The organism is Micromonospora echinaurantiaca (assembly GCF_900090235.1).
GTDB lineage: Bacteria > Actinomycetota > Actinomycetes > Mycobacteriales > Micromonosporaceae > Micromonospora > Micromonospora echinaurantiaca.
In genome coordinates this window covers 1,397,124-1,415,806 of sequence record NZ_LT607750.1, presented here as the reverse complement: position 1 = coordinate 1,415,806, position 18,683 = coordinate 1,397,124, and the positions used below count along the sequence as shown (strand labels likewise).

General features: G+C 75.5%; 19 protein-coding genes. 10 read left to right on the top strand and 9 right to left on the bottom strand.

Features of this window, described 5'->3' with window-relative positions; genetic code table 11:
- Positions 1-76: 76 nt before the first annotated feature.
- The gene (locus tag GA0070609_RS06530) at positions 77-1,393 is read left to right on the top strand and encodes a serine hydrolase domain-containing protein (protein ID WP_088992970.1); all 1,317 of its coding nucleotides are present in this window, start codon (positions 77-79) and stop codon (positions 1,391-1,393) included.
- A 419-nt stretch (positions 1,394-1,812) separates the two neighbouring features.
- Here GA0070609_RS06530 and GA0070609_RS06525 read toward each other — a convergent pair whose 3' ends face one another.
- Positions 1,813-2,625 carry a DUF3097 domain-containing protein gene (locus GA0070609_RS06525; RefSeq protein ID WP_088997536.1) on the bottom strand — a complete coding sequence of 271 codons (813 nt, stop codon included), beginning with the start codon at positions 2,623-2,625 and terminating at the stop codon, positions 1,813-1,815.
- Positions 2,626-2,827: 202 nt separating this feature from the next.
- Between GA0070609_RS06525 and GA0070609_RS06520 the strand changes: the two genes are divergently transcribed.
- A complete protein-coding gene (locus GA0070609_RS06520; protein WP_088992969.1) occupies positions 2,828-3,622 on the top strand; it encodes a hypothetical protein in 795 nt (264 codons plus the stop codon).
- Positions 3,623-3,751: 129 nt separating this feature from the next.
- Here the strand turns inward: GA0070609_RS06520 and GA0070609_RS06515 are convergent, their stop codons facing one another.
- The 4 genes from GA0070609_RS06515 to fabG form a co-directional block, all read right to left on the bottom strand.
- Positions 3,752-4,531, bottom strand: a complete 780-nt coding sequence (locus tag GA0070609_RS06515; protein ID WP_088992968.1) for an HAD-IIA family hydrolase — start codon at positions 4,529-4,531, stop codon at positions 3,752-3,754.
- A 45-nt stretch (positions 4,532-4,576) separates the two neighbouring features.
- Positions 4,577-5,611 carry a ferrochelatase gene (locus GA0070609_RS06510; protein WP_088992967.1) on the bottom strand — a complete coding sequence of 345 codons (1,035 nt, stop codon included), beginning with the start codon at positions 5,609-5,611 and terminating at the stop codon, positions 4,577-4,579.
- Between the two features lie 117 nt (positions 5,612-5,728).
- Positions 5,729-6,496 (bottom strand): enoyl-ACP reductase FabI, encoded by a 768-nt coding sequence (gene fabI / locus GA0070609_RS06505; protein WP_088992966.1) that lies wholly within the window; start codon positions 6,494-6,496, stop codon positions 5,729-5,731.
- A gap of 37 nt (positions 6,497-6,533) precedes the next feature.
- Positions 6,534-7,238, bottom strand: a complete 705-nt coding sequence (fabG, locus tag GA0070609_RS06500) for a beta-ketoacyl-ACP reductase (RefSeq protein WP_088992965.1) — start codon at positions 7,236-7,238, stop codon at positions 6,534-6,536.
- Between the two features lie 157 nt (positions 7,239-7,395).
- Here fabG and GA0070609_RS06495 point away from each other — a divergent pair, with 157 nt between their 5' ends.
- From GA0070609_RS06495 to GA0070609_RS33060, 5 genes are all read left to right on the top strand, one after another.
- Complete coding sequence (locus tag GA0070609_RS06495) at positions 7,396-8,643, top strand: sensor histidine kinase (protein ID WP_088992964.1); 1,248 nt, start codon at positions 7,396-7,398, stop codon at positions 8,641-8,643.
- Entirely contained in the window at positions 8,640-9,302 is a 663-nt protein-coding gene (locus GA0070609_RS06490; protein ID WP_088992963.1) for a response regulator, read from the top strand. Before GA0070609_RS06495 ends, GA0070609_RS06490 begins: the two co-directional genes overlap by 4 nt.
- 100 nt (positions 9,303-9,402) lie before the next feature.
- A complete protein-coding gene (locus tag GA0070609_RS06485) occupies positions 9,403-10,311 on the top strand; it encodes an alpha/beta hydrolase (protein WP_088992962.1) in 909 nt (302 codons plus the stop codon).
- Positions 10,308-11,429 (top strand): acyltransferase family protein, encoded by a 1,122-nt coding sequence (locus tag GA0070609_RS06480; protein WP_088992961.1) that lies wholly within the window; start codon positions 10,308-10,310, stop codon positions 11,427-11,429. Before GA0070609_RS06485 ends, GA0070609_RS06480 begins: the two co-directional genes overlap by 4 nt.
- Positions 11,430-11,714: 285 nt before the next feature.
- Positions 11,715-11,873, top strand: coding sequence for a hypothetical protein (locus GA0070609_RS33060; protein ID WP_157748069.1), 159 nt, complete (start codon positions 11,715-11,717; stop codon positions 11,871-11,873).
- Positions 11,874-11,931: 58 nt separating this feature from the next.
- Here the strand turns inward: GA0070609_RS33060 and GA0070609_RS06475 are convergent, their stop codons facing one another.
- The 3 genes from GA0070609_RS06475 to GA0070609_RS06465 are packed head-to-tail and all read right to left on the bottom strand — an operon-like array spanning position 11,932 to position 14,968.
- Positions 11,932-12,882 carry a VWA domain-containing protein gene (locus tag GA0070609_RS06475; RefSeq protein WP_088992960.1) on the bottom strand — a complete coding sequence of 317 codons (951 nt, stop codon included), beginning with the start codon at positions 12,880-12,882 and terminating at the stop codon, positions 11,932-11,934.
- On the bottom strand, positions 12,879-13,883 hold the full coding sequence (locus tag GA0070609_RS06470; RefSeq protein ID WP_088992959.1) for a DUF58 domain-containing protein: 1,005 nt from the start codon (positions 13,881-13,883) through the stop codon (positions 12,879-12,881). The genes GA0070609_RS06475 and GA0070609_RS06470 overlap by 4 nt, the downstream gene beginning before the upstream one ends.
- A complete protein-coding gene (locus GA0070609_RS06465; RefSeq protein ID WP_088992958.1) occupies positions 13,862-14,968 on the bottom strand; it encodes an AAA family ATPase in 1,107 nt (368 codons plus the stop codon). Before GA0070609_RS06465 ends, GA0070609_RS06470 begins: the two co-directional genes overlap by 22 nt.
- A gap of 236 nt (positions 14,969-15,204) precedes the next feature.
- Between GA0070609_RS06465 and GA0070609_RS06460 the strand changes: the two genes are divergently transcribed.
- From GA0070609_RS06460 to GA0070609_RS06450, 3 genes are all read left to right on the top strand, one after another.
- A complete protein-coding gene (locus GA0070609_RS06460; protein ID WP_088992957.1) occupies positions 15,205-15,447 on the top strand; it encodes a hypothetical protein in 243 nt (80 codons plus the stop codon).
- Between the two features lie 22 nt (positions 15,448-15,469).
- On the top strand, positions 15,470-16,042 hold the full coding sequence (locus tag GA0070609_RS06455) for a PH domain-containing protein (protein WP_408630633.1): 573 nt from the start codon (positions 15,470-15,472) through the stop codon (positions 16,040-16,042).
- A 188-nt stretch (positions 16,043-16,230) separates the two neighbouring features.
- Positions 16,231-17,571: a PH domain-containing protein gene (locus GA0070609_RS06450; protein WP_088997535.1), complete on the top strand. Its 1,341-nt coding sequence runs from the start codon at positions 16,231-16,233 to the stop codon at positions 17,569-17,571.
- A gap of 64 nt (positions 17,572-17,635) precedes the next feature.
- Here the strand turns inward: GA0070609_RS06450 and GA0070609_RS06445 are convergent, their stop codons facing one another.
- Entirely contained in the window at positions 17,636-18,667 is a 1,032-nt protein-coding gene (locus GA0070609_RS06445) for a phosphatase PAP2 family protein (protein ID WP_088992955.1), read from the bottom strand.
- Positions 18,668-18,683 lie beyond the last annotated feature (16 nt).

Sequence of the window (18,683 nt, the reverse complement as noted above, 5' to 3'; positions counted from 1 at the left end):
AAATGCACGCGCGACCTCTTCGCCATGATCAGTAAGCTCGACGGCACCCGCACCGCCGGCCGACCGAGGAGACGCCGTGGCCCTGCTGCCGGAGACCGCCCGGAAGATCGACGAACTGGTCGCCGCGGCGCAGTCCGCCGGCCGTACGCCGTCGCTGGTGATCGGGGTGGTGCGCGACGGCACGCTGGCCCACCTCGCCACCGCGGGCGAGCACCCCCGCCCGGACGCGGACCTGCAGTACCGGATCGGCTCGATCAGCAAGACGATGACCGCCACCCTGGTGATGCAGGAGCGCGACGCCGGGCGGCTGCGGCTGGACGACCCGCTGGCGGAGCACCTGCCCGGCACCGCGGTCGGCTCGCTCACCCTGCGCCAGCTGCTCGGGCACGCCAGTGGCCTGCAGCGCGAGCCCGACGGGCCGTGGTGGGAGCGCGCCGAGGGCGTCGACCTGGCCACCCTGCTGCGCGGCGTCACCGCCGACAAGATCGCCTACCCGCCGCACCGCTGGTACCACTACTCCAACCTGGCGTACGGGCTGCTCGGCGGGGTGCTGGAGCGGATCACCGGCACCCCGTGGGCCGACCTGCTGCGGCAGCGGATCTTGGAGCCGCTGGGGATGCGCCGCACCACGTACGCGGCGACCGAGCCGTTCGCCCGTGGCTACGTGGTGCACCCGTGGCACGACACGCTGCGAGAGGAGCCGCGTACCGACACCCGGGCGATGGCCCCGGCCGGACAGCTCTGGTCCACCGTCGAGGACCTGGCCCGGTGGGCCGCCTTCCTGGCCGACCCCGACCCGCGGGTGCTGGCGGCGGAGACGCTCACCGAAATGTGCGCGCCGGTGGTGATCAGCGACCTCGACTCGTGGAGCGGCGGGCACGGCCTGGGCCTGGAGCTCTACCGGGAGGGCGAGCGGGTGTACGTGGGGCACGGCGGGTCGATGCCCGGCTACGTGGCCGCCCTGGCGGTGCACCGCCCGTCCCGCACCGCCGTGGTCGGCTTCGCCAACTCGTACGGCTTCCGCAGTGGCGGGATCGGCTCGCTCGGGCAGCGGGCGCTCACCACCGTGCTGGACGCCGAGCCGGCGTTCCCGCGGCCCTGGCAACCGACCGCCGCGGCCCCGCCGGCCGGGATCGCCGAGGTGACCGGCCGGTGGTGGTGGATGGGGGTCACCCTCGACCTGACCTGGGACGCCGCCGCCGGCGAGCTGGTGGCCCACGTACGCGGCGAGCGGGTGAGCCGGTTCGCCCCGGAGGGGACGGACCGGTGGCGCGGCCGCTCCGGCCCGGAGAACGGCGAGATCCTCGCCGTGCTCCGCGACGACACGGGCCAGGTCGCCGCCCTCGACATCGCCACCTTCCTCTTCACCCGCACCCCCAACCAGGAACCCTGACCCGCGCCGCCGAGCCCAGGACCACCATGGCCAGCAGGGCCACCACGGCCGACGGGCAGCAGGGCCACCAAGATCACGCAACATCCTGGATGTAGTGCCCTCGCAGCAACCCCGATGCCACTACAACCAGGTCGAGCACGGTCTCGAACAGCAGGCGCAAGCGAGAGACCCGACGAACGGGGCGAAGGCCAGCGCGCAGACCAGGGCCGCACCGCAACAAGCGGGCGGGAACACCACCCACGGTCGAAGGCCGCCATGCCCAGCAAGCGAAGATCACCGAGTAGACAACGGCCGCACCGCAACAAACGGGCGGGGACGGCACCCGACGGGCCGGGGGCCGCCGTGCCCGGCGGAGGGATCAAGCCTGACCGCCCGGAGCCGGGCACGGCGGCCCCCGGCCCTGAGCGCAACCACCCCGATCAGCCAGGCTCCGTGACGAAGTCGATCAGGCGTTCCATCGCGTTGATCAACGGCGTCTCCACGTCGGCGAAGCTGTCGACCCGGGACAGGATGTGCCGCCACATGTGGGCCGGCTCGGCCACCCCGAGCGCCGCGCAGACGCCTTCCTTCCACGGCCGCCCCGGGGGCACCACCGGCCACGCCGGGATGCCCAGCGCCTTCGGCTTGACCGCCTGCCACACGTCGACGTACGGGTGCCCGGTGACCAGCACGTGCGGGGAGGTCACCTGGGCGACGATCCGGCTCTCCTTGGAGCCGGGCACCAGGTGGTCGACCAGCACGCCGAGCCGCCGGCCGGGGCCGGGCGCGAACGCGCGCACCTCGGTGTCGAGCGCGTCGATGCCGTCCAGCGGCTCCACCACCACGCCCTCGATCCGCAGGTCGTCGCCCCAGATCCGCTCCACCAGGGCGGCGTCGTGGATGCCCTCGACCCAGATCCGGCTGGCCTTGGCGACCTGGGCGCGTACCCCGTCGACCGCGATCGAGCCGGAGGCGGTGCGGCGCCGGGCGGCCGGGACCGGGGCGCGGGCGGGGCGGCGCAGCGTCACCGGCTGGCCGTCGAGCAGGAACGCGGCCGGCAGCAGCGGGAAGTTGCGCCGGCGCCCGTGCCGGTCCTCCAGCACCACCGCACCGGACTCGAAGCCGACCACCGCGCCGCAGAACCCGGATTCGGCGTCCTCGACCACGAGGTCCGGTTCCGCGTCCACCTCGGGGGTGACCTTCCGTCGCCGCCAGTCCCCCGCCAGCACGTCGTCCGCATACCGCCCAGCCATGCCGATCAAGCTAACGGTCGGTCCGCACCCCCGCACCCGACACGCCGACGGTCGGCGGCAGGTCGAACATGCGGTCCGGGGCGGCCGGCAAACCCGGCGGAAATCGACGATCCGCCCACCACAATGCCATGATCGACGGCAGAAGGAGCGGTCGGAGCGGCAGTCGAGACAGGGGCGGCGGAGACCACGTACCCTTTTCGGCATGTCCACCCCCGCAGCGGGTGCGGCCACACTCGCGCCGCGCCGGTCGAGCCGGTTCGTCGCCTGGGTGCGCGCGTGGCGCGCCGGGCTGGTTCCCTTCGACGAGGTCGCCGACGCGATCGCCGGCACCGAGGAGCACCTCGTCGCGGACGCGCCCGGCACCTGGCGGGACGTGTCGCTGCGCGACGCGCTGCCCACCCTGGCCAAGCTCTCGCCGGACGAGATCCGGCTGGTGCTGCCCGCGCCGGGCGACCCGCGCGGGCTGCCCGGGCCGGGCGACTTCGCCGGCGCGGCGCTGCTCGCCGGTGAGGCGGTGGTGGCCGGGGGTCTCGGGCTGATCCCCGAGGTACGCACGCACACCTCCGGCTCCGGCGACACCTTCGAAACGGTGCTGTGGCGGGTCTACCCGCTGCCGGCGGACGCGCCGGCGGCCTCGCTGACGCTGCCCGGGGCGGCCGAGGCCGAGGCGGAACTGGCCGCCGCGCTGGCTGAGACCACCGCGGCGCTGACCCGGCTCGACGTGGCGCAGTGGCGGCCGGAGCTGGCCGGGGCGCTGGAGGCGCTGCGCCGGCCGGACGGCACCACCGATTTGCCGCCCGGGTTCGACCCGCGGGCCCGTCGGCTCTTCGCCCGGGCCGCCGTGCTGGACCGGGTGCTCGCCCTGGCCGGGCACGCCGCGCCGGGCGGGGCGATCAACAACTACGAGGCCCAGCAGCGCGACGCCGCGCTGCGCCCGCTCACCGCGGCCTGCCGGCAGGCGCTGGTGGCCGCGTGCAACGCCCCGCTGCGCCCCTGACGGGAGGCACGCTGATGGCCGAGGCCGCGCTCACCGGGGTCCTGGCCGCGATCGAGGCGTTCTTCATGTGCTGGGCGGTCACCGTGCTGCTCCGCCGGTACGGGCGACGCGGGCGCTGACGGCCGCCGGTCAGACCTCGTCGAGCAGGTCGGCGACGGAGTCGACGATCCGCGACGGCCGGTACGGGTAGCGCTCCGCCTCCGCGCGGGTGCTGATCCCGGTCAGCACCAGGATGGTCTCCAGCCCGGCCTCCAGGCCGCAGAGGATGTCGGTGTCCATCCGGTCGCCGATCATCGCGGTCGACTCGGAGTGCGCATCGATGGTGTTCAGTGCCGAGCGCATCATCATCGGGTTCGGCTTGCCGACGAAGTACGGCTCCACCCCGGTCGCCTTGGAGATCATCGCGGCGACCGAGCCGGCGGCCGGCAGCGCCCCCTCCATCGACGGGCCGGTGGCGTCCGGGTTGGTGCAGATGAACCGCGCCCCGTCGTTGATCAGCCGGATCGCCTTGGTGATCGCCTCGAAGCTGTAGGTGCGGGTCTCGCCCAGCACCACGTAGTCCGGCGCGAAGTCGGACAGCACGTAGCCGACCGCGTGCAGCGCCGTGGTCAGCCCGGCCTCCCCGATCACGTACGCGGTGCCGCCCGGCCGCTGGTCGGCCAGGAACTGCGCGGTGGCCAGCGCGGACGACCAGATCGCCTCCTCCGGCACGTCGAGCCCCATCCGGCCGAGCCGGGCCCGCAGGTCCCGCGGGGTGTAGATGGAGTTGTTGGTGAGCACCAGGAACGGCTTGCCGGACGCGCGGAGCTTCTTGACGAACTCCGGCGCGCCGGGCACCGGCTGCCCCTCGTGCACGAGCACGCCGTCCATGTCGGTCAGCCAGCTCTCCACGGTCCTGCGCTCATGCATGGTGTCTCGTCCCAGGGGTCGTCGGGGCGGATGGTCCGCCGAAGGTCAGGAGGGGCGGCGGGTGGGCACGCAGCACACCGTCGGGCAGGTGTCCCACATCGGCAGCTCGCCGAGGCGGCGGCGCCGGGTGATCCCGTCCGGCTCGATCCGCTCCAGGACCAGCTCGCGCACCATCGCCACGAACCGGGGATCGATGCCGGGGGTGCCGGCCCGGACGAAGTCCAGGCCGTGCTGCTTGGCCGTCTGGCGGGCCTCGGTGTCCAGGTCCCACACCACCTCGAGGTGGTCGGAGACGAAGCCGATCGGGCTGACCACCACGGCGGTGGTGTCGCCGGCGGCGGCCAGCGCGGCGAGGTGGTCGTTGACGTCCGGCTCCAGCCACGGCACCTGCGGCGGCCCGGAGCGGCTCTGCCAGACCAGGTCCCAGGGCAGGTCCGGGGCGGCCGCCGCGTGGACCAGCCGGGCCACCTCGTGCAGCTGCGCCTCGTACCGGCCGCCGTGCGGGCCGGCGTTGGCGGCCATCGAGGTCGGCACGGAGTGGGCGGTGAAGACCAGCCGGGTGCCGGCCCGCGTCGCCGGGGCGAGCTGGGCCAGGGCTGACCGGACGGCGTCGGCGTGCGGCTCGACGAAGCCGGGGTGGTCCCAGAACTGGCGCAGCTTGTCGATCAGCGGGGCGTCCGGGCCGACCGCGGCGCGGGCCGCGGCGATGTCGTCCTGGTACTGCCGGCAGGACGAGTAGCCGCCGAACGCGCTGGTGACGAAGGCGAGCGCCCGGGTCACCCCGTCGTCGCGCATCTGGGTGACGGTGTCCGCGAGCATCGGGTGCCAGTTGCGGTTGCCCCAGTAGACCGGCAGGTCGAGGCCGTGGGCGGCGAAGTCGGCCCGGATCGCGGCGAGCAGGTCCCGGCTCTGCTGGTTGATCGGCGACACCCCGCCGAAGTGCTGGTAGTGCTCGGCGACCTCGGCCAGCCGCTCCGGCGGCACGCCCCGGCCCCGGGTCACGTTCTGCAGGAACGGCATCACGTCCTCCGGCCGCTCCGGGCCGCCGAAGGACACCAACACCACCGCGTCGTACGCCATGGGGCCCATTCTTCCCCGCGGCCGGCGCCGGGTCGGTGACGCCCCCGGATTGCGTGAGCCGGGCGACCCCGGCGGCGGCCGGCGCCCCGGGGTGCCCGGGGCGCCGGTCGGCGCGGCTCAGGCGCCGATGGCGTGGTAGCCGCCGTCGACGTGCACGATCTCGCCGGTGGTGGCCGGGAACCAGTCGGAGAGCAGCGCCAGGCAGGCCCGGGCGGCCGGCTCCTGGTCGGTGAGGTTCCAGCCCAGCGGGGCGCGCTCGGCCCAGGCGTCCTCGAACTGCTCGAAGCCGGGGATCGACTTCGCGGCCATGGTGCGCAGCGGCCCGGCGGCGACCAGGTTGCTCCGGATGCCCTGCTTGCCCAGGTGCAGGGCCAGGTAGCGGGAGGCGGACTCCAGCCCGGCCTTGGCCACGCCCATCCAGTCGTAGACCGGCCACGCCTTGGTGGCGTCGAAGGTCAGGCCGACCACCGCGCCGCCGGGGGACATCAGCGGCAGCGCCGCCATCGCGAGGGACTTGTACGAGTACGTGGAGACCTGCAGCGCGGTGGCCACGTCCTCCCACGGGGCGTCGAGGAAGCCGCCGCCGAGGCAGCTCTGCGGGGCGAAACCGATCGAGTGCACCACCCCGTCCAGGCCGTCGACGTGCTCGCGCACCTTGTCGGCGAGCCCGGCGAGGTGCTCGGCGTTGGTGACGTCCAGCTCGATCACCGGGGCCGGCTCGGGCAGCCGCTTGGCGATCCGCTCTACCAGGGAGAGCCGGCCGAAGCCGGTGAGCACGACCTGCGCGCCGTTCTCCTGGGCGAGCTTCGCCACCGAGAAGGCGATCGAGGCGTCGGTGATCACGCCGGTGACGAGCAGCCGCTTACCGGCCAGCAGTCCGGACATACAGGGGTTCCTCCGTACTTTCTCGAGTGACCGGTGCTCAGTGACCCATGCCCAGGCCGCCGTCGACCGGGATCACCGCGCCGGAGACGTACCCGGCGCTGTCCCCGGCCAGCCAGGTGACCACCGCGGCGACCTCGTCCGGGCTGGCCATCCGACCCGCCGGGATCGACTTGCGGATCTCCGCCCGGCGCTCCTCGGTCAGCACGGCGGTCATGTCCGTGTCGATGAAGCCGGGGGCCACCACGTTCGCGGTGATGTTGCGGCTGCCCAGCTCGCGGGTGATCGAGCGGGCCACGCCGACCAGGCCGGCCTTGCTGGCGGCGTAGTTGACCTGCCCGGCGCCGCCGGAGAGGCCGACCACCGAGGAGATGAAGATCATGCGGCCCCACTTGGCCCGCAGCATCTTGCCCGCGGCGCGCTTGGCGCACCGGTACGCGCCGGTCAGGTTGGTGTCCAGCACGCTGGTGAACTGCTCCTCGGACATCCGCAGCAGCAGCGTGTCGTCGGTGATGCCGGCGTTGGCCACCAGCACCTCGACCGGCCCCAGCTCGGCCTCGATGGCGGTGAAGGCGGCGTCGACCGAGTCGGCGTCGGTGACGTCGCAGCGGACCCCGAACAGCCCCGCCGGCGGCTCGCCGCTGCGGTGGGTCACCGCCACCCGGTCGCCCTGCTTGGCGAAGGCCTGCGCGATGGCCAGGCCGATCCCCCGGTTGCCTCCGGTCACCAGCACGGTACGGGCCACGGATCCCCCTAGAGCGTCGTCGTCTGCGCGGACGCGTCGGAGCCTAGGCGTTACCGGCAGGTAAGCGCTAACGGTGGGCACGTCACACCGGGGTACGACGCCCGGGTCACCCCGTGGTGGCACGACCGGCGGCGCACCGTCGTCGTAGCCTGCCGGGATGGCTCAGCCCGACAATCCGGTCCGCGTCGCCCTGTACGACCTGCGGCGGCTGCTCGTCGGCCCGGACGTGCCGCCGCGCCCCGCGACCACCCGGCGCCGCTGGCACGGTTGGCGCTCCTATCTGGTCCCGTTCGCCGTGCTGGCCCTGGTCGGGCTCACCGCGGCGGCCGCGCAGTACCTGGAGGAGAACCGCGGGCTGGCCGACGGCTACACCGTCGCGCTCGGCCTGGGCGCGACCGTCCCGGTGGCGCTGGCGGTGCGCTGGCCGCTGTGGGCGTGGCGGCTGGCCTACCCGCTGCTCTTCCTCGGCGTGGTGCGCGCCGGCCCCGACGAGCCGTGGCCGTGGAACCCGGTGCAGATCCTCGGCTACCTGGTGGTCCTGGTGGTGCTCGGCACGCGGGTGGAGACCGGCCTGGCCCTCTGGGCCGGGGCGGCTACCCTGCTGCCGGTCTACCTCTTCGTCGCCGAGCGCGCCAACGCGCACGGCGTCACGGTGCTCGTGATCGGCGCGCTGCTGCTGGCCGATCAGATCCGGCGGCGGCGGCTCAGCCAGCGCGCCCTCGCCGAGCAGGCCGAGCGGAGCGAGCTGGAGCAGGCCCGCCGGGCGGTGCTGGAGGAACGCACCCGGATCGCCCGGGAGCTGCACGACGTGGTCGCCCACCACATGTCGATGATCGCGGTGCGGGCGGAGACCGCCCCGTACCGGCTCGACGCCGTGCCGGAGCCCGCGCGGGCCGAGTTCACCGCCATTGCCGGCGCCGCCCGGGAAGCGCTGACCGACATGCGCCGGCTGCTCGGCGTGCTGCGCAGCGAGTCGGCGGATCCGGAGACCGCGCCGCAGCCCGGGCTGCCGGACGTGCCGGCGCTGGTCGAGGCCGCCCGGCGGGCCGGCATGACGGTGACCCTGGAGGTCGACGTGCCCGCCGAACCGCCGGCGTCGGTCGGGCTGGCCGCGTACCGGATCGTGCAGGAGGCGCTGGCCAACGCGGCCCGGCACGCGGCCGGCGCCGAGGTGCGGGCGACGATCCGGGGCGCGGCCGGCGCGCTGGAGGTCCGGGTGGCCAACGACCGCGGCGACGGCCCGACCACCGCAGGCGGCGGCCGGGCCGGACACGGGCACGGGCTGACCGGTATGCGGGAACGCGCCGTGTCGCTGGGCGGTACGTTCACCGCCGGGCCGACCGACGACGGCGGGTACGCGGTGGTCGCGGTGCTGCCCTGCGACGGGGAGGACGGGACAGCATGATCCGGGTGCTGATCGCCGACGACCAGGCGATGGTCCGGCAGGGCTTCGGCGCGCTGCTGGCGGCCCAGCCGGACCTGTTGGTGGTGGGCGACGCCGCCGATGGGGCGCAGGCGATCGAGGCGGCCCGCCGGCTCGACCCCGACGTGGTGCTGATGGACGTGCGGATGCCGGTGCTGGACGGCCTGGCCGCCACCCGCAAGCTGCTCGGCGACCGTCCCGCCGACCGCCCCCGGGTGCTCATCCTGACCACCTTCGACCTGGACGACTACGTCTACGAGGCGCTCCGCGCCGGGGCCAGCGGCTTCCTGCTCAAGGACGCCCCGGCCGCCGATCTGGTGCACGCGGTCCGGGTGGTGGCCGGCGGCGACGCGCTGCTCGCCCCGGCGGTCACCCGCCGGCTGATCGCCGAGTTCGCGGCCCGGCCGGAGCGGCGCCGCCCGCGCCCCACCGAACTGGCCGCGCTGACCCCACGGGAGACCGAGGTGCTGCGGCTGATCGCCCGCGGCCGGTCGAACACCGAGATCGCCGCCGACCTGGTGGTGGCCGAGCAGACCGTGAAGACGCACGTCGGCCGGATCCTGGCCAAGCTGGGCCTGCGCGACCGCGCGCAGGCCGTGGTGCTGGCGTACGAGACGGGGCTGGTGGCCGCCGGGGAGTAGCTCTCCGGTACCGGGTCGAGGACGGCTCCCCGGGGTGACGCGCCGGCGGTGCCCGACACCGCACGCTGCCCACCGTGACCGACACGGAGGGAGCACGGTGATGCGGTGCGTAGGTGTGCTGCGGGTGGCGCTGGCCGCGTTGCTCGGCGCCGGGGTGGTGCTGCCGGCCCGGCCGGCGCCGGTGGCCGCGGCCGGGTTCGTCGAGCGGTACCCGGACACGGTGGCGGCGATGCGGGGCGCCGGCCCGCCGTACGCCGACTGGGCGGAGCGCGGCCGACGGTTCCTGGCCTTCGACCCGCGCGGCGACGGGCTGGCCGTCGAGGTGGTCGGCGACCTGGCCGGCGCGGACCGGATAGCGGTGCTGGTGCCCGGGGTGGGGAGCACGCTGCGCGACTTCGACCGGGGGCTGGGCGGGGTGGCCCGGCGCGCGCCGGCGGTGCAGGCCGCCGAGCTGCACGCGGCGCTGCGGTCGGCCAACCCCGGCGCCCGGGTCGCCGTGCTCGCCTGGCTCGGCTACGACCCGCCCGACGGGGTGCTCACGGCGGCCGGGACGACCGCCGCCCGGCGGGGCGCGGACGCCCTGTCCGACCTGCTCGCCGAGCTGGCCGCGCGCCGGCCGGCGGCCCGGGTCACCCTGGTCGGGCACAGCTACGGCGCGCTGGTGGTCGGGCTGGCCGCGAGGCGGGCGCCGGCGCAGGTGACCGACGTGGTGACGCTCGGCGGGATCGGCGCCGGCACCGACCGGGCGGATCGGCTCGGCCGGGTACGGGTCTGGGCGGCCGAGGCGGAGACGGACTGGATCCGCCGGGTGCCCCAGCTGCGCCTGCCTGGGCTGGGGCACGGGATCCGGCCGGCCGACCCGGCCTTCGGCGCCCGGCCGCTGCCGGTCACCAGGGTGAGCGGGCACGACCGGTACCTGAGCCCGGACGCGGCCACCCTCGACGCGGTGGCGTCGGTGGTGCTCACCGGCACCGCCGACGCCACGACGGCGGACGGGGCGGCCCGGTGAGCCGGGACCGCGCGGTCGACGCGCTGCGGGCGTACGCCGTGGGTGGGGTGGTGCTCGGGCACTGGCTGGTCACCGGGCTGGTGCTCGCCCCGGACGGCACGCTGACCCAGGCCAGCCCGCTGACCGCGATGCCGTCCCTGGCGCCGGCCAGTTGGCTGTTGCAGACGCTGGGCCTGTTCTTCTTCGCCGCCGGGTACGCCTCGGCCCGCTCGGCCGCCCGGCAGCCCAGCGGGCGCGCCTGGCTCGCTCGCCGGCTGCGCCGGTTGGTGCTGCCGGCCGTGGCGCTGCTCGGCATCGGGGCGGCGGTGCTGCTGGCCGCCACCGTGCTGGGCACCCCGGACGGCACGCTGTCGGTGGCGCTGACGCTGGCGGTCAGTCCACTGTGGTTCCTGCTGCCGCTGCTCGTCCTGGTGGCGCTGACCGCGCCGCTGCGCGCCGCCGTACGCCGGTGGGGTGCGCTGCGCTGCGCCGCCCCGGCGGTGGCCGTGGTGGCCGTGGCCGACCTGACCGGCCGGCTGTACCCCGCCGTTCCCGGGCGGCTGCCGGTCGCCGTGCTGGCCGCGTGGGCGGTGCCCTACCTGCTGGGGCTGGCGCACGCCGACGGCCGGCTCACCGGCCGGCGGGCCGCACTGGGGCTGGCCGGCGCCGGGGCCGCCGGGCTGGCCGGCCTGATCGCGCTCGGCTACCCGGTCAGCGCGGTGGGGGTGCCCGGCGCGGCGGTGTCCAACCTGCACCCGCCGTCGCTGTTCGCGGTGGCGCTGGCGGTGACCCAGGTGGGGGTGGGGCTGGCGGTCCGGCCGGCGCTGGCCCGGCTGACCCGGCGGCCGTGGGCCGGGTGGGCGGTGGGCCTGGTCAACCGGCACGCGGTGCGGGTCTACCTCTGGCACCAGCCGGTGCTGGTCGGGGTCACGGTGCTGGCCGCCCGCGCCGGCGCCGACCTGCCGGGGCTGCACACCGCGCCGGACGGTCCCGGCTGGCTGGTGGCCCGGCTCTGCTGGTTGCCGGTGCTGGCCGCCGTGCTGCTGGTGCTGGTCCGCGGCCGCAGGGCCGGCGGCACGGCGTCCGCCCGGCCGGCCGGACACCCACCGATGGACGGCGTCGCGCGCCCGGTCGGCTGAGTGCGGGGGCCCGCATCGGCGGGTGTACGATGATCCGCGTTTGCGGGCCGTCGTGCGGCCCGCGTTCCGGGCCCCGCCGACCGCAGGAGGTGATCGCTGTGCGAGATAGCGATCCTCCCAGTCGTGGCCGGGCCGAACGTCCGCTCCGCTGAGCCACGACTCAGCAGGTGAGCTGACCCGATCCCGCTCCCCGCACCGCCCGCTCTCCGGCCACCCGCCGGGGCGGCCGTGCAGCGCCGCCCGCCGGGCCGGCGCTCCGGGAGCCGCCCGGTCACGACTTCGTGTGTGCGTCCTGATCCACCCGCACGGTCCGCGCCCCCGCCCGCCGGGCCGTCCAGCCGCCACCCGGAGCTGACCATGAGCCGCTACCTCGCCCCGCTGGGCTTCACCCTCGCCGCCGTCTGGGTCGCCGTCGTCTTCGTCCTGGCCGGCGCGGGTCACTGACCCGCACCGGCCGGCCGGTCGGCGCGCCCCCGATCACGACGGGCGGGCGCGCCGCCGGTCACAGCATCCGGGAGGACCAGAGCAGGCTCAGCGCCCCCGCGCAGAGGGCGAGCAGCAGGGCCACCCCGGCGTACCACTGGGTGATCTCCCGGGGCTGGGTACGGAACCCGATCGAGCTGCCCATGTCCTGGTAGACCTGCTTCAGTTCGCTCACCGAGGCCGCCTCGTAGAAGTAGCCCTCGGTGGTCTCCGCCAGCTCGGCCAGGGCCAGCCGGTCCACCGGCACCCGCTGGAGCTGACCGCCGATGTCCACCTGACCGGCGTCGGTGCCGAAGGCGATGGTGGAGACCGGCACGTTGGCCGCCTGCGCAGCGGCCGCCGCCTCCTCCACCGACCGGCCCGAGGTGCGGAACCCGTCCGAGAGCAGCACGATGCGCGCCGGCGGGATCCCGGCGGCACCGTCGGCGGGCACCGAGCGGATCGCCTCCAGGCAGGTGAAGACCGCCTCCCCGGTCGCGGTCGCCTCGGCCAGCACCAGCCCGTCGATCGCGCTGGTCACCGCCTCCCGGTCCTTGGTCGGCGGGACCAGCACGTTGGCCGCCTTGGCGAAGGAGACCAGCCCCAGGTTGTAGGTCTCGGGCAGCTCACCGACGAACTGCTTGGCCGCCTCCTGGGCCGCCTCCAGCCGGTTCGGCGCCACGTCGTCGGCCTGCATGGACAGCGACACGTCGATGGCGAGCATGACCGTCGCCCGTTCCAACGGCTGCTTGGTGTCCACCGCCGGCCGGGCCAGCGCGGTGGCCAGCACCAGCAGGCAGAGCAGGAACGCGGTGGCCGGCACGTGCCGCCGCCAGCCCAGCCCCTTCGGGGCGAGGGTACGCAGCAGGTCGACGTTGGTGAACCGGACGGCGTACGCCCGGCGGTGCAGCTGCCGCCAGACGTAGAACGCGGCCAGGGCGAGCACCGGCAGCACGGCCAGCAGCCACCACGGTTGCAGAAAACGGATCATCGTGTCGTCCCCCGGGTGCGGGCGTGCCGCTGCGCGGCCACGAAGCGCACCATGTCCAGCAGCCAGTCTCGGTCCGTACGCAGTCGCAGGTGGGCGGCGCCGGCGGAGCGCAGCGCGGCGGAGATCTCCGCGCGCTGGGCGGCCGCCGCCGCCGCGTAACGGTGCCGCAGCGCCGGGTCGGCGGTCTGCACCTCGTGCAGCTCGCCGGTCTCCGGGTCGACCACCGGCAGCACCCCGACGTCGGGCAGCTCCAGTTCCCGCGGGTCGACCACCTCGACGGCCAGCACGTCGTGCCGGACCCGCAGCTTGCGCAGCGGGCGGACCCACTGGGCCGGCGGGGCGAGGAAGTCGGAGACCACCACCGCGACGCCCCTCCGCCGGGGCGGCCGGTTCAGCATGTCGACCAACCGGCCCAGGTCACCGCGACCCGGGCGGATCTCGGTGCCGGCGATCGCCCGCAGCAGGCCCTGCGCCTCCTTGCGCCCCGACCGGGCGGGCAGCCGGGTGTAGACCCCGGGACCGGCGACCGGCGAAGCTGCCCGCCACCGGCCGGTCGGCGCCGCGGCGCCGCCGCCGCTGCCGATCACCGCGCCGATCCGGTTGCCGCCGCGCACGGTGAGGTGGGCGATCGCCGCCGCGGCGGCCACCACCACGTCGCGCTTTAGCCACTGCCCGGTGCCGAAGTCCAGGCTCGCCGACAGGTCCACCGCCAGCCAGGTCTCCAGCTCCCGGTCGGCCACCGTACGCCGCACGTGCGGCGTCGTCGTCCGCGCGGTGACCGGCCAGTCCATCCGGCGTACGTCGTCGCCGGGGCGGTACTCGCGGGACTCCCCCGCCTCGCTGCCGGGCCCGGGCAGCAGTCCGGCGTAGTCGCCCTGGAGCAGGCCGTCGAGCTTGCGGGTGACCAGCAGTTGGAGCCGGGACAGCACGGCCTCGCTGCGGTCGGCGGGGGCGCCGAGGGGTCGACGGGTGGGTGAGGTCACGGCCGCTGCCCGGGCCAGCCGGCACCCGGCGGGGCGACGGCCGGCGTCGGCGTGGCCTGCTGCCGGGGCGCGACCGAGGGCAGCGGGATGGTGGACAACACCCGGTGCACCACGTGGTCGGCGGGCACGTCGTCGGCGAGCGCGTCGTAGCTGAGCACCAGCCGGTGGCGCAGGATGTCCGGCGCGATGTCCTGCACGTCCTGCGGCAGCGCGTAGTCCCGGCCGCGCAGCAGGGCCAGCGCCCGAGTGGCCCGGACCAGGCCGAGCGAGGCGCGCGGGCTGGCGCCGTACTGGATGAGGTGGGCCACGTCCGGCATGCCGTGCTCGGCCGGGCTCCGGGTGGCCAGCACCAGCCGGACCGCGTAGTCGACCAGGGCGTTGTGCACGAAGACCTGGTCGGCCTTGCGTTGCAGGGCGATCAGATCCGGGGTGCTGAACACCGGGGTGGGCTCCGGCGCGGCGACGCCCATCCGGTAGACGATCTCCCGCTCCTCCGCGTCGGTCGGGTAGCCGACCACGATCTTCATGAGGAAGCGGTCCCGCTGCGCCTCGGGCAGTGGGTAGACGCCCTCCTGCTCGATCGGGTTCTGGGTGGCCATCACCAGGAACGGGTCCGGCACCCGGTGGGACTCGCCGCCGATGGAGACCTGCCGCTCGCTCATCACCTCCAGCAGCGCCGACTGCACCTTGGCCGGCGCCCGGTTGATCTCGTCGGCGAGCAGGAAGTTCACGAAGACCGGCCCCAGCTCGACGTCGAACTTCTCGCTCGACTGCCGGTAGATACGGGTGCCCATGATGTCGGCCGGCACCAGGTCAGGGGTGAACTGCACCCGGGCGAAGGAGCCGCCGACCACCTTGGCGAGCGTCTCCACGGCGAGCGTCTTGGCCACGCCGGGCACCCCCTCCAGCAGGCAGTGGCCGCGGGCGAGCAGCGCCACGAACATCCGCTCCACCATCCGGTCCTGCCCGACGATCACCCGTTTGATCTCGAACAACGCCCGCTCGAGCAGCGTCGCGTCCTCGGCCGGCGTGGTCGCCGGCGCGGTGGTCTCCGGGCCCGCCCCGTTCGGGGTCGGGACGTCGGGCGTGGTCGGCTGGGCCACCGGTCCTCCACAGCATGGTCGGTCGTCGCGGGGTGGTGCGTATCAAGACTCGCATGCCCGGCTGAGAGCCGAGGTGGGGAGAAGGCGATTTTCGCCGCGCCGTCCCCGGACGTCGAATCGCCGATCACGGGCTTACCGGGACCGCCCCGGCGCGTGTACGATTCACCCCGTCGCCGGGCGGCTCCCCCCGTGGCCGCCCGGCGCTCAATCTTCCGTCCCCGCCTAGACTGGCCGGGATGAGCATCCCCTCCCCGTCCGGCGATGCCGCCGACCCGGAGCTGATCTGCTCGGCGCGCGGGTGCCGGGCACCGGCGCGGTGGGCCCTGCGGTGGCGCAATCCCCGACTGCACGACGCCGAGCGGCGCAAGACCTGGCTGGCCTGCGCCGAGCACCGGGCCACCCTCGGCGATTTTCTCGACGCCCGGGGCTTCCTGCGGGAGGTCGTACCGGTGTCCGGATCGCCTACGCTCGACGTGTGAGCGCGCACGACGGATGTCCACGGTGAGCGGTGACGAGCAGAACGGCCCGGCGCCGGCCGAGCCCACCGCAGCGCCGGCCGGTCCGACCGCACCGCCCGGCCCGGCGGCCGGTCCCCTCGAACCCTGGCCGGCCACCGTCCGCTGGCAGCCCATCTCGACGGACCTGATCTGGGTGGAGCTGCTCCGGCTGGCCACGGTCGTCGGGGTGGTCCTGCTCGGGCTCGGCATCGGCTGGGCGCTCAGCGGCCACTGGCTGTTCGGCGCGGCGCTCGGGGCGGTGCTGCTGCTCACCGCGTTGCGCGTGGTGGCCATCGTCCGGGCGGTACGGGCCTGGGGTTACGCGGAGCGGGAGGACGACCTGCTGGTCCGGCACGGGCTGCTGGTCCGGCGGCTGTCGATCGTGCCGTACTCGCGGATGCAGTTCGTCGACGTCAGCGCCGGTCCGTTGGAGCGGGCGTTCGACCTGGCCACCGTGCAGCTGCACACCGCCGCGGCGGCAAGCGACGCCCGGGTGCCGGGGCTGCGTCCGGCCGAGGCGTCGCGGCTGCGTGACCGGCTCACCGCGCTCGGCGAGGACCGGGCGGAGGGCCTGTGAGCGACCCGGTCGGCGGCGGCCCGGACCAACCCGGCCCGGCCCTGCCGCGGTACGGCGCCGAGCCGGTCCCACCCGGGCCGCCGCTGCCCGGCACCCGTCCCGCCACCCCGCCGGCGGACCTCCCGCCACCCGGCGCGTCTCCCCCTGGCGCGGTGCCACCGGCCGGCGCCGCTCCCCCGCCGGGCGGGATGCCGCCGCCGGGCGCGGTGGAGCCGCGGCAACGGCTGCACCCGCTGAGCCCGGCGCTGCACGGCGCCAAGTCGCTGGTGGTGGTGATCGCCGGCCTGTCCTGGTCGACGCTGTCCCGGGTCGGCTTCGGCTGGTTCGCCGCGATGGTGGTGGTGATCGCCCTCGGCGCCACCGTGCTGTCCGTGGTGAGCTGGTACAACACCGGCTACCACGTGGTCGGCCGCGAGCTGCGGGTGTACGAGGGGCTGCTCTGGCGGCGCACCCGGGCCATCCCGCTGGAGCGGCTCCAGGCCGTCGAGGTGGTCCGCCCACTGCTCGCCCAGCTCACCGGCCTGGCCGAGCTGCGGCTGGAGGTGGTCGGCGGGGGCAAGACCGAGGCTCCGCTGGCGTACCTGAGCGTGGCCGACGCCGCCGCGCTGCGCGGCCGGCTGCTGGCCCTCGCCGGCCGGGTCACCCCCGGGGCGGCCGGGCCGGCCCCGGGCCTGACGACCCCGGCGGCGGCCCCCGTCCCGGACGCGGCCGTCCCGCCCGGCCGGCCGCTGCACGCGGTGCGCAACGAGGACCTGCTGGTCAGCCAGTTGCTCACCCCGCAGGCGTTCTTCCTGCCGTTCGGCCTGGCCTTCGTGGTGGTGCAGTTCCTCTCCGCGGGGTCCTGGTCGTTCATCGCGGTGGCGAGCACGCTCACCGCGATGGCCGGCGTGCTCCTGCAACCGATCCGCCGAGTGCTCGACGACTGGAACTTCCGGCTGGCCCTGGACGAGGGCACGCTGCGGGTACGCAACGGCCTGTTGGAGACCCGCGCCCAGACGGTGCCGCTGCACCGGGTGCAGACGGTCGGGGTGACCTGGCCGCTGCTGTGGCGGGTCAAGGGTTGGCTGCGGCTGCGATTGGAGGTGGCCGGCTACTCCGCCGGTGAGGCCGACGAGCGCAACCGGCCGGACCGGCTGCTCCCGGTCGGTGACCTGGCGACCGGCGAGGCGATCGTCGCCGAGGTGCTGCCCGGGGTGCGGATCGGCGCCCTGCCGCTGAGCCCGCCGCCGGCCCGGGCCCGCTGGCTCAACCCGCTCAGCCGCGGCGTGCTCGGCGCCGGCCTGCACGAGCGGGTCTTCGCGGTCCGCTCCGGCCTGCTCACCCGGCAGGTGGCGATCGTGCCGTACGCCCGGATCCAGAGCGTGCGGGTGGTGCAGGGGCCGCTCCAGCGGTGGTTGCGGCTGGCCTCCGTGCACGCCGACACCGCCGGCGGCGCGGGAGCCGCGGCCCGGGACCGCGACCTGGCCGAGGCGTGGGCGCTGGCGGCGGAGCTGACGGCCCGCGCGCACACCGCCCGCCGCGCCGGCTGAGCGATCCGGCGCGCCGGGGAGTCGTCACCGACCCCGGCCTGGCCGCGCCGGCCGGCGCCGGCGGTCAGCGGGTCGCGGGCACCGCCGGTGGCTCGGCGGCGGCCGGCGGGTCGCTCGGCCCGGGGTCGCGCTCCGGCACGGCGCGGCCGGCCTTCCGGGCCGCCCACCAGCGCTCGGCCAGGCCGACCACCAGGAAGGTCATCCCCACGTACGCCCAGCCGACCAGCACGTCGATGACGTAGTGCTCGCCGCAGTAGACCAGGGTGAAGGTCATCGCCAGCGGGTAGGCCAGCAGCAGCGGCCACCAGCGTCGCCGGGTCTGCCGCAGGAAGAACAGCACCACGAAGAGCGCGAACGCGGTGTGCAGCGACGGCATCGCGGCGACCGGGTTCGAGGCGATCTGGCCGGCGTTGAGCAGGTTGCCGGCGCCGTGCATGCCGAACGCCTTCCAGCCCCGGGTGGAGATCCGGGCGACCTCCTCCAGCAGCCCGTTCTGCGCCGCCCACCAGGGCGGGGCGGCCGGGTAGAGGAAGTAGGTGACCAGGCCGGTGGCGCAGAGGAAGCCCCAGCGCCGCATGAAGGCCGCCCAGCGCCCCCGGTCGCGCAGCCAGAGCACCGCGGCGGCGGCCAGCGCCACCACGAAGTGCGAGAAGTAGACCCAGCTGGCCGCCACGTCCCACCACTGCACCGCGGGCCGGTAGAGGTGCTCCTGGAGCCAGACCGTGGGCACCTCGCCCCCGGTGGCCCAACCGAACATGAACCGGTCGGCGACGATCAGCTCGTACGCGTGCGGGGTGGCGCCGTTGTCGGCGAAGCCGCGGGAGAGGTTGTAGACCGCAAGCAGCAGCACCACCGGCACCCAGTCCCGGGCGAAGCGCAGGTGGCTGCGCCACGGTCGGGTGGAGTTCCAGGCGATGGTGGCCGCCCAGATCCACAGGAACGCGTACGCCGGGTCGGTGGGCAGCCCGATGGCGAGCCAGCCGGCGACGAAGGCCACCCCCCAGCCGGTCATCGCGACCACGCGGCGACGCCCGCCGTCGGGCGACGCGGGCGGGTCGGTCGGGGCGGGGGGCTGGGGGTCAGTCACGACGGCCATCGCGGTCAAGGTTAAC

Excerpts from the sequence above, each read along its gene's own strand:
- GA0070609_RS06525 (WP_088997536.1), bottom strand. The coding sequence starts at position 2,625 with ATGGCTGGGCGGTATGCGGACGACGTGCTGGCGGGGGACTGGCGGCGA.
- GA0070609_RS06520 (WP_088992969.1), top strand. The coding sequence starts at position 2,828 with ATGTCCACCCCCGCAGCGGGTGCGGCCACACTCGCGCCGCGCCGGTCG.
- GA0070609_RS06515 (WP_088992968.1), bottom strand. The coding sequence starts at position 4,531 with ATGCATGAGCGCAGGACCGTGGAGAGCTGGCTGACCGACATGGACGGC.
- GA0070609_RS06510 (WP_088992967.1), bottom strand. The coding sequence starts at position 5,611 with ATGGCGTACGACGCGGTGGTGTTGGTGTCCTTCGGCGGCCCGGAGCGG.
- fabI (WP_088992966.1), bottom strand. The coding sequence starts at position 6,496 with ATGTCCGGACTGCTGGCCGGTAAGCGGCTGCTCGTCACCGGCGTGATC.
- GA0070609_RS06495 (WP_088992964.1), top strand. The coding sequence starts at position 7,396 with ATGGCTCAGCCCGACAATCCGGTCCGCGTCGCCCTGTACGACCTGCGG.
- GA0070609_RS06490 (WP_088992963.1), top strand. The coding sequence starts at position 8,640 with ATGATCCGGGTGCTGATCGCCGACGACCAGGCGATGGTCCGGCAGGGC.
- GA0070609_RS06485 (WP_088992962.1), top strand. The coding sequence starts at position 9,403 with ATGCGGTGCGTAGGTGTGCTGCGGGTGGCGCTGGCCGCGTTGCTCGGC.
- GA0070609_RS06475 (WP_088992960.1), bottom strand. The coding sequence starts at position 12,882 with ATGATCCGTTTTCTGCAACCGTGGTGGCTGCTGGCCGTGCTGCCGGTG.
- GA0070609_RS06460 (WP_088992957.1), top strand. The coding sequence starts at position 15,205 with ATGAGCATCCCCTCCCCGTCCGGCGATGCCGCCGACCCGGAGCTGATC.
- GA0070609_RS06450 (WP_088997535.1), top strand. The coding sequence starts at position 16,231 with ATGCCGCCGCCGGGCGCGGTGGAGCCGCGGCAACGGCTGCACCCGCTG.
- GA0070609_RS06445 (WP_088992955.1), bottom strand. The coding sequence starts at position 18,667 with ATGGCCGTCGTGACTGACCCCCAGCCCCCCGCCCCGACCGACCCGCCC.